The organism is uncultured Campylobacter sp. (genome assembly GCF_937949835.1).
GTDB lineage: Bacteria > Campylobacterota > Campylobacteria > Campylobacterales > Campylobacteraceae > Campylobacter_B.
The window spans coordinates 1-7,614 of record NZ_CALEDC010000033.1; the positions used below are offsets into that span (position 1 = coordinate 1).

Genomic DNA, 7,614 nt, shown 5'->3' on the forward strand with positions numbered 1-7,614 from the left:
ACGAAATTTTAAAATTCCAAATCCTTTGCGTCTTGCTAAATTTCTAAATTTTACAATTTCAAATTTCGCGGATTAAACTCCGCGCTAAGATTATCGTCTAAAGCAAACCTACCGCAAGCGCGCGACAAACAAACCTCTAAATTCCGTCGCGCGCCCGCTTTGGCGCAAGCAGCTGTCTTGCACGAGCGGGCACTTTACGCACAGCTTTAGGCTACCCAAGCTTACGACGCAAAGCAATTATAAGCGGCTATGCGGCGAAATTTACGCAGCCTTTGCCGCAAGTTTTATTTCAGCACCTTGCCTAAAATCCCAGCACCTTTGCCGACGGCGCTGCCGCGAAGCGCGCTTTCTTTTTCCCTCATCACCGCAAATAGCCCGTCCAGCGTCTTTTGCGTGATATAATCGTTCAAATCCTCGCCCTGCTTAGGCAGATACTCGCTCGCGCCCAGCCCGCGCGCGATATTTTGCACCGCTTCGTTACCCGCGATCTTGTTTTGCGCGAAGGAATTTAGCCCGTTATACGCCGTCGCAAAGCTGTTTTTGCTCATCATATCGCTTACGATCGGCCTAAAAACCGCCCGCAGCTTCGCACCCGACTTGCTCTGCAGATACTCGCTAAGCGCGGTGTCACCGCCGCTGATGAGCTTTTTAACGTCGGCATCGCTCATCGATTTCAGATCTTGCAAAAATATCTTGCTCGCGCCGCTTACCGCCTTGGTAGCGGCATCGTTCATGCTCACGACGAGCTGCTGCTCCCATTTATCGCCGCCCACCTTTCTCGCAAGTTTCGCAGCAGCCTTCAGCGAAGGAGGAAGTTCGATTTTAGCGGTCTTGCTGTGGATGTAGCCCTTGGCGAGCTCGCTTGCGGCGCGGTTCGCAGCGGAAGCGAGCAGATCCTTGTAGTTTCCGCTCCTAATCGCACCGAGCGCATCTGCGCCCTGCTTTAGAATATCCGCCACGTCCGCATGCGCAAGCGACAGCGCCGCAGCGGCGAGCAAAATCATAAATTTTTTCATATTGCAACCTTTGGATAAAATTTGCGCCATTATGCCAAACTGCGGTAAACGCTAGGCCTGCGCGGTGTAAATTTACGCGCTGCGTGGACGATTTAAGATAAAATTTAGGCTAAATTTAAAAGCGGATTCAAGTTAAATTTAAAACGTAGAATTTAAAAGCTAAATTTAACTGGCAAAATTTACCCCTAAAATTTAAAAATAAAATTTGGCGGGGCGGTCTTTGTCGTGCTTGCGACTAAATTTTAAAAGCATCGCTACGACGAGCTAAAATTTTAAAACCGCACTGCTTGGCGCTATTTAAATTTATGCAGCGCACACGATGCCAACGCAAGACGCACAAAGCAAATTATAGCGATGAGCGGCTATATTCTAAGCGCAAACGATTGAAATTTTATCAAGCCCGCCGCAGCCAAAAAGCTCGCCGTAAATTTAAAAAGCTTAAATTTAAAAGCGAGTTGCCGCTTTTGACAAAATAAAGCGAGTTGAGCTTAAACTAGACCTTGATCCAGCATCGCATCGGCTACGCGGCGAAAGCCCGCGATGTTTGAGCCTAGCACGAGATTACCCTCCGCGCCGAATTCCTTCGAGGTTTCATAGCTGGTGCGAAATATGTGGCGCATGATCTCGCGCAGCTTGCTATCGACCTCCTCGAAGCTCCATGACGCCATCTGCGCGTTTTGCGCCATCTCAAGCCCGCTCGTAGCTACGCCGCCAGCATTCGCCGCTTTCGCAGGGCCGAAAAGAAAGTCTTTTTGCGCGAGCATAAAATCGATCGCCTCAAGCGTGCTTGGCATATTCGCGCCCTCACAAACCATGCGACATCCGTTGGCATAGAGAGTCTTTACGTCTTGCAGATTAAGCTCGTTTTGCGTAGCGCTCGGAAACGCGGCGTCGCACGGCACGCTCCACACGCCGTTGCGGCCTGCGGGATAGGCGCTAACTGGGATAAATTTTGCGCCGGGGCGCTCCTTGATATATTCGCAAAGCCCCACGCGCAGCTGCTCTTTTAGCTTTTTAAGAAGCGCCACGTCGATTCCCTCGGCATCATAGATAAAGCCCGTAGAATCGCTCACGGTAACGGGCTTAGCCTGCATCTGATAGAGCTTTTCGGCGGTGTAGATCGCAACGTTGCCGGCGCCTGAAATTGTGCAAATTTTACCGTGCAGCGAATCGCCTCTGGTAGCGAGCATCTCGTTTGCAAAATAAACCGATCCGTAGCCCGTAGCCTCAGTGCGCGCAAGACTGCCGCCCCAGCTTAGCCCCTTGCCCGTAAGCGCGCCGTCGAATCTGCGGGTGAGCTTTTTATACGCGCCGTACATATAGCCGATCTCGCGACCGCCCACGCCGATGTCGCCTGCGGGCACGTCGGTATTGGAGCTGATTAGGCGGTGAAGTTCTAACATAAAAGATTGACAAAATCTCATAATCTCGCCGTCGCTCTTGCCCTTGGGATCGAAATTTGCGCCGCCTTTTGCGCCGCCGATATTAAGGCCGGTGAGAGAATTTTTAAAAATTTGCTCAAACCCTAAAAATTTTAAAACGCCCAAATTTACGCTCGGATGAAAGCGCAGTCCGCCTTTGTAAGGGCCCAGAGCGGAGTTGAACTCTATGCGATATCCCGTATGCACGCAGGGCTCGCCGCCGTCGCTCATATAGACGACGCGAAACATCATCGTGCGCTCGGGCGCCAAAATGCGCTCTAAAATTTTATTTTTCACATACCTCTCGTCGCGCTTTAGAAGCGGTATGAGCGAGTATAAAATTTCGGTCGATGCCTGGATAAAGACCTCCTGACCGGGATTGGCGCGCTTTAAATTTAGCAGCAAGCCGTCGATGTAAGACTTCATAGTTCCTCCTTTTGAACCGGATTAAATTTTAATTTTTTGGCTTTAGCGATAAATTTTTTCAGCGCCAGCTCCTCGCGGACGCCGATCTTATAGCCGATAAATTTCAGATAATTTAAAATTTCGCGCTCTTTTATGCCGCGCGAAAGGGCGTAGCTTTGCAGGATATATCTTGGAATTTTAATGCGCGAACGTAAAAATTTCGTCGCTAGGCGCGCGTAAGCTTTTTCGTTTTTCACGCAGCACAGCCGCCCGAAAACAAAGGGCAAGCCCGTGCGCTGCTGCCAAATTTCGCCCAGATCGTAGAATTTATCCCTGCCCTGCGAAAGCAGCGCTTTTAGAGCATTATCGCCGATTAGCACCTCGCCGCGAAGATCCAGCACGCGAGCTAGCATATTTGAGCTCATCGACGCGGGATCGAGCCTGGGCGCCGAGTTTTTGCGCACGAGCACGCTTAGCACTTCGCGCTTTGCGACGATTCCAAGAGGCAGTTTGCAGTATTTTGCGCGGCGACTTTCGATGCTGGAGATTACCGCAGCGTCTATGCGCCTATAATAAAGATCGGCGCAGAGTTTGCTCGGCACCCCTTTTTTAAATTCTATCGATTTTTTAACATAAGACGGCAGCGGAAGGGATTTTAAAAATACGTGAAATGGGAGCAAATTTAGATAATCGATTTTGCCTAATAACATAACTTTCTCCGAATTTAGCGCAGGAAAAGAGGTTAAATTCCGGCGCTAAATCGGAATTTAACCAAAAAATTTCAGGATTTATTTGACCTCGGTGATTGGGATGGATTTGTATTTGCTAAACTCCACTATGCCCTCACCTTTTTTGAAGTGGATGCTCACTCCGTCTTTGTTCTCCATATAGATGCCGTCGGCGGCGCGGTCGCGCTTAAGATCGTAGCTTTTGCCGCTATCGTCCTTTAACACGGCGGTATTGAAATCGTCGTTTGAGCTAAGCGAAAGTTTTTTGCCCTTGTCATCGACAAAATAGAAGGTCTTTACGTTCTCTTGAGTTATGGTTTTTTCGCTCTGTGCTTGCTTATTCATAGCGCTATCCGGGGATTGGCGGAGCTGGTTTGAGCCGCATCCTAGTAAAACTAACGCCAAAGCGGCGCACGATAGAACTTTAAACATATTTCTCCTTTAAATTTAGGTTACACTCGTTGATGAGTGATTTTCGGATATCCCAAAGCTTTTGAGAGAGATCCACTTTGTAGCTCTGCGGATGGACGTTTCGAAGGTGCTCAAGCCAAAATTTACTCTTCTGCTCCTTGCTAAAACGCGCGATCTCGCTTACCGTGCGGCGCACGCCTACGAATTTGCCCTCCTTAAAAACGGGACGCAAGAGCTTATGCGCGCTGAAATTCGTTAAAATTTTACGCTTATAGGTGTAAAGCGGATGGAAAATTTCAAGCGGCACGCTCTCGTCTATGCTCTCTCCATCAAGCGCGATCAGATCGGCAAGCGCCATGCCGTTATCCTTGTCGAAGAGCCTAAAGACCTGCTTGTAGCCGGGATTGTTGATCTTGCGCGGATCGTTTGAAATTTTGATCTTAGCCACGATCTCGCCATCTTTTTCGATACCGCTTAGCTTATACACGCCGCCTAGACTTGAACTATCTCCGCCCGTAATAAGCCTCGTGCCGATCCCCCAGTTGTCGATTTTGGCGTCGAAAAGCTTGAGTTGATCGATCGCGTATTCGTCCAGATCATTCGACGCGGTGATCTTTGCGTCATTAAAGCCCGCCGCATCGAGCATCTTACGCGCCTGTTTGGTTAGATACTCCAGATCGCCCGAATCTATGCGGATTCCAAGCGGCTCATGACCGCTCGCGCGCAGCTCCTTGAAAACCTTGATCGCATTCGGCACGCCGCTTGCGAGAGTATCGTAGGTATCGACGAGCAAAAGCGTGCTGTTTGGATAAATTTTAGCGTAGGCGCGAAACGCCTCCAGCTCGCTATCAAAGCTCTGAATCCACGAGTGCGAGTGGGTGCCGATCGCGGGCACGCCGAATTTCTTTGCGGCGAGTACGTTTGACGTGGCGCTGCAGCCGCCTATAATCGCAGCCTTTGCGCCGTAGATGCCCGCACTTCGCCCCTGAGCACGGCGCAAGCCAAACTCCATTACCGAATCACCCTTGGCGCTAAAATTGATGCGCGAGCTTTTCGTAGCGATGAGAGTTTGAAAATTTATAGTATTTAAGATCGCAGTCTCGATGAGCTGCGCCTCCATAATATTTGCCTTGACGCGAATTAGCGGCTCGTGCGGAAATACGATCTGCCCCTCATCCATCGCGTAAATTTCGCCGCTAAATTTAAAGCCTCTTAGAAATTCCAAAAATTCGGGCTTAAAGAAATTTAGACTTTTTAGATATGCGATGTCGTCGTCGCTAAATTTTAAGTTTTCGATATAATCCACAACCTCGTTTAAGCCGCAAAATATCGCGTAACCGCCGCCGCTTGGATTTTTGCGATAAAAAACGTCAAAAACCGCCGTCTGATCGGGCTTCGTAAAAAAATAACCCTGCATCATACTAAGCTGATAAAAATCGGTAAGTAAAGCCAAATCTTTCATTTACGCCTCTTAAATTTAATCTCGCCTCGCGCAGGAGCAAAAAATCATAGCTTTTTGGCTTCCAGGCTCTTTTTATAAGCTGCAGCGTCGAAGTCTTTGACGCGAGCGACGCCGTCGTCCACCGCAGCTTTTGCGACCGCCGTCGAGATCACGGCAAATACGCGCGGATCGAAAGGATTTGGGATCACGTAGTCTTTGCCGAATTTCAAGCTATCTTTGCCCAGCATCTTGCGGATTTCTGCAGGAACCTCTTCGCGAGCAAGGTCCGCCATCGCGCGAGCGGCCGCAATCTTCATATTTTCGGTAATCTTTTTGGCTCTTACGTCAAGCGCGCCGCGGAATATATACGGAAAGCCCAAAACGTTATTGATCTGATTTGCAAAGTCGCTTCTACCTGTGCCTACGATCGCGTCGTTTCTTACTTCCTCGACCTCGCTTGGATAAATTTCCGGTACCGGATTTGCAAGCGCAAAAATGATTGGATGCGGCGCCATAGTCTTTACCATCTCTTTGGTTAAAACGCCCGGCTTGCTAAGGCCCAAAAACATATCCGCGCCCTTCATCGCGTCCTCTAGCGTGCGATCTGCGGTGTCTAGGGCAAATTCTTTCTTTTGCTCGGTAAGATCGGTGCGGCCCTTGTAGATCACCCCTTTGGAATCGAGCATTATGATATGTTTGGCGCCTAAATTTTGATACATCTTTGCGCACGCTATGCCAGCAGCGCCCGAGCCGCTGACTACGATCTTCATATCCTCGATCTTTTTGCCGCTGATGATGGCTGCGTTGATTAGCCCTGCGCCCGTAATCATCGCGGTGCCGTGTTGATCGTCATGCATGACGGGGATATCGACGGCTTTTTGTAGCTCGCGCTCGATCTCGAAGCACTCGGGAGCTTTGATATCCTCTAAATTTATACCGCCGAACGTAGGCGCTATCGCTTTGCAAATTTCAATTATCTTTTTAGGATCTTTTTCGTCGATCTCGATATCGAAGGCATCGACGCCGCCGAATTTTTTAAACAAAACCGCCTTGCCCTCCATTACGGGCTTTCCGGCGATAGCGCCGATATCTCCGAGACCCAAAACCGCTGTGCCGTTAGTGATAACGGCTACGAGATTGGCTTTATTCGTGTATTTAAACGCGGCTTCGTGATCACCTTCGATCACCTTGCAAGGCTCCGCGACGCCCGGCGTGTATGCAAGCGCCAAATCCTCCGCCGTAGCGCACGGGGTTTTTACATTCGTTCCGATTTTACCGCCTATGTGGTACTTCAAAGCCGCTTCAACGTTTACTTTAGCCATTTTATAATCCTTTTTTGATTAAATTTGAAATTCTCGTTTTAACTTCGTCGCTTCCTAAAATTTCACAAATTTCAAAAATCGACGGACTAACGCTTCCTCCCGTGATCGCAACGCGCAGCGGCTGAGCAAGATCCTTTAGCTTGGCGCCGTTTGCGTCCAAAAACTCCATCGTCTCCTCCTCGCACTCCTTTGCATTTAAATTTGCGCTTAGAGTATCCGCAAATTTTGCGAGTAAGCTTAGCGAACTTTCGGTTACAAATTTCTTATACGCCTTCTCGTCGTAGCAGCTCGGGCGGTTTAGAAGGATTTTAATGCCCTCGGCCATCTCCACTAGCGTCTTTGCGCGCTGTTTGTACTGCTGGGCGATGAGATGTTTTTTCGCGTGCGAGCGGATATCGACGCCGAATTCCACAAGCTGCAAGACAAGCTCGTCGTCGTCAGAGCTTTTAATATAATGCGCGTTTAGCCACTCGAGCTTGGTTTGGTTGAAAGTGCTACAGCTTTTGCTGATATGGTTAGGATCAAAGTATCGCTTCATCTCCTCCATGCTAAAAATTTCATCATCCCCGTGACTCCAACCCAGGCGCACTAAGAAATTTAGCAGAGCTTGCGGTAGATAGCCCATGCGCTTATACTCCATCACGTCGGTAGCACCATGACGCTTACTTAGCTTGCTGCCGTCGGTGCCGTTGATCATCGCGACGTGGTAAAATTTCGGGATTTTAAAGCCTAGCGCGTTATACAGCACGATCTGCTTCGGGGTGTTGCTTAGATGATCGTCGCCGCGGATCACGTCCGTGACGCCCATCAGCGCATCATCGATCACGACCGTGAAGTTATATGTCGGTGTGCCGTCGCTTCTTGCGATGA

Annotated in this window: 7 protein-coding genes; all 7 read right to left on the minus strand. The window is 49.4% G+C overall.

Annotated features, from left to right (window positions below):
• Positions 1 to 284: 284 nt before the first annotated feature.
• Positions 285 to 1,016 carry a DUF4197 domain-containing protein gene (locus Q0256_RS00720; protein ID WP_297959110.1) on the minus strand — a complete coding sequence of 244 codons (732 nt, stop codon included), beginning with the start codon at positions 1,014 to 1,016 and terminating at the stop codon, positions 285 to 287.
• Between the two features lie 488 nt (positions 1,017 to 1,504).
• The gene (gene gdhA / locus Q0256_RS00725) at positions 1,505 to 2,863 is read right to left on the minus strand and encodes an NADP-specific glutamate dehydrogenase (protein ID WP_297959112.1); all 1,359 of its coding nucleotides are present in this window, start codon (positions 2,861 to 2,863) and stop codon (positions 1,505 to 1,507) included.
• Complete coding sequence (locus Q0256_RS00730) at positions 2,860 to 3,552, minus strand: MqnA/MqnD/SBP family protein (protein ID WP_297959114.1); 693 nt, start codon at positions 3,550 to 3,552, stop codon at positions 2,860 to 2,862. The genes gdhA and Q0256_RS00730 overlap by 4 nt, the downstream gene beginning before the upstream one ends.
• A 78-nt stretch (positions 3,553 to 3,630) precedes the next feature.
• Positions 3,631 to 4,002 carry a hypothetical protein gene (locus Q0256_RS00735; protein WP_297959116.1) on the minus strand — a complete coding sequence of 124 codons (372 nt, stop codon included), beginning with the start codon at positions 4,000 to 4,002 and terminating at the stop codon, positions 3,631 to 3,633.
• Positions 3,995 to 5,443 (minus strand): nicotinate phosphoribosyltransferase, encoded by a 1,449-nt coding sequence (locus Q0256_RS00740; protein WP_297959118.1) that lies wholly within the window; start codon positions 5,441 to 5,443, stop codon positions 3,995 to 3,997. The genes Q0256_RS00735 and Q0256_RS00740 overlap by 8 nt, the downstream gene beginning before the upstream one ends.
• A gap of 44 nt (positions 5,444 to 5,487) precedes the next feature.
• Positions 5,488 to 6,744 carry a malic enzyme-like NAD(P)-binding protein gene (locus tag Q0256_RS00745; protein WP_297959120.1) on the minus strand — a complete coding sequence of 419 codons (1,257 nt, stop codon included), beginning with the start codon at positions 6,742 to 6,744 and terminating at the stop codon, positions 5,488 to 5,490.
• Position 6,745: 1 nt separating this feature from the next.
• Positions 6,746 to 7,614 (minus strand): glutamate--tRNA ligase (gltX, locus tag Q0256_RS00750; protein ID WP_297959122.1); only part of this gene is annotated, 869 nt, incomplete at its 5' end.

Bases quoted from the DNA above. Each gene is read 5' to 3' on its own strand.
- Q0256_RS00745 (WP_297959120.1), bottom strand. From the start codon at position 6,744: ATGGCTAAAGTAAACGTTGAAGCGGCTTTGAAGTACCACATAGGCGGT.
- Q0256_RS00720 (WP_297959110.1), bottom strand. From the start codon at position 1,016: ATGAAAAAATTTATGATTTTGCTCGCCGCTGCGGCGCTGTCGCTTGCG.
- Q0256_RS00735 (WP_297959116.1), bottom strand. From the start codon at position 4,002: ATGTTTAAAGTTCTATCGTGCGCCGCTTTGGCGTTAGTTTTACTAGGA.
- gdhA (WP_297959112.1), bottom strand. From the start codon at position 2,863: ATGAAGTCTTACATCGACGGCTTGCTGCTAAATTTAAAGCGCGCCAAT.
- Q0256_RS00740 (WP_297959118.1), bottom strand. From the start codon at position 5,443: ATGAAAGATTTGGCTTTACTTACCGATTTTTATCAGCTTAGTATGATG.
- Q0256_RS00730 (WP_297959114.1), bottom strand. From the start codon at position 3,552: ATGTTATTAGGCAAAATCGATTATCTAAATTTGCTCCCATTTCACGTA.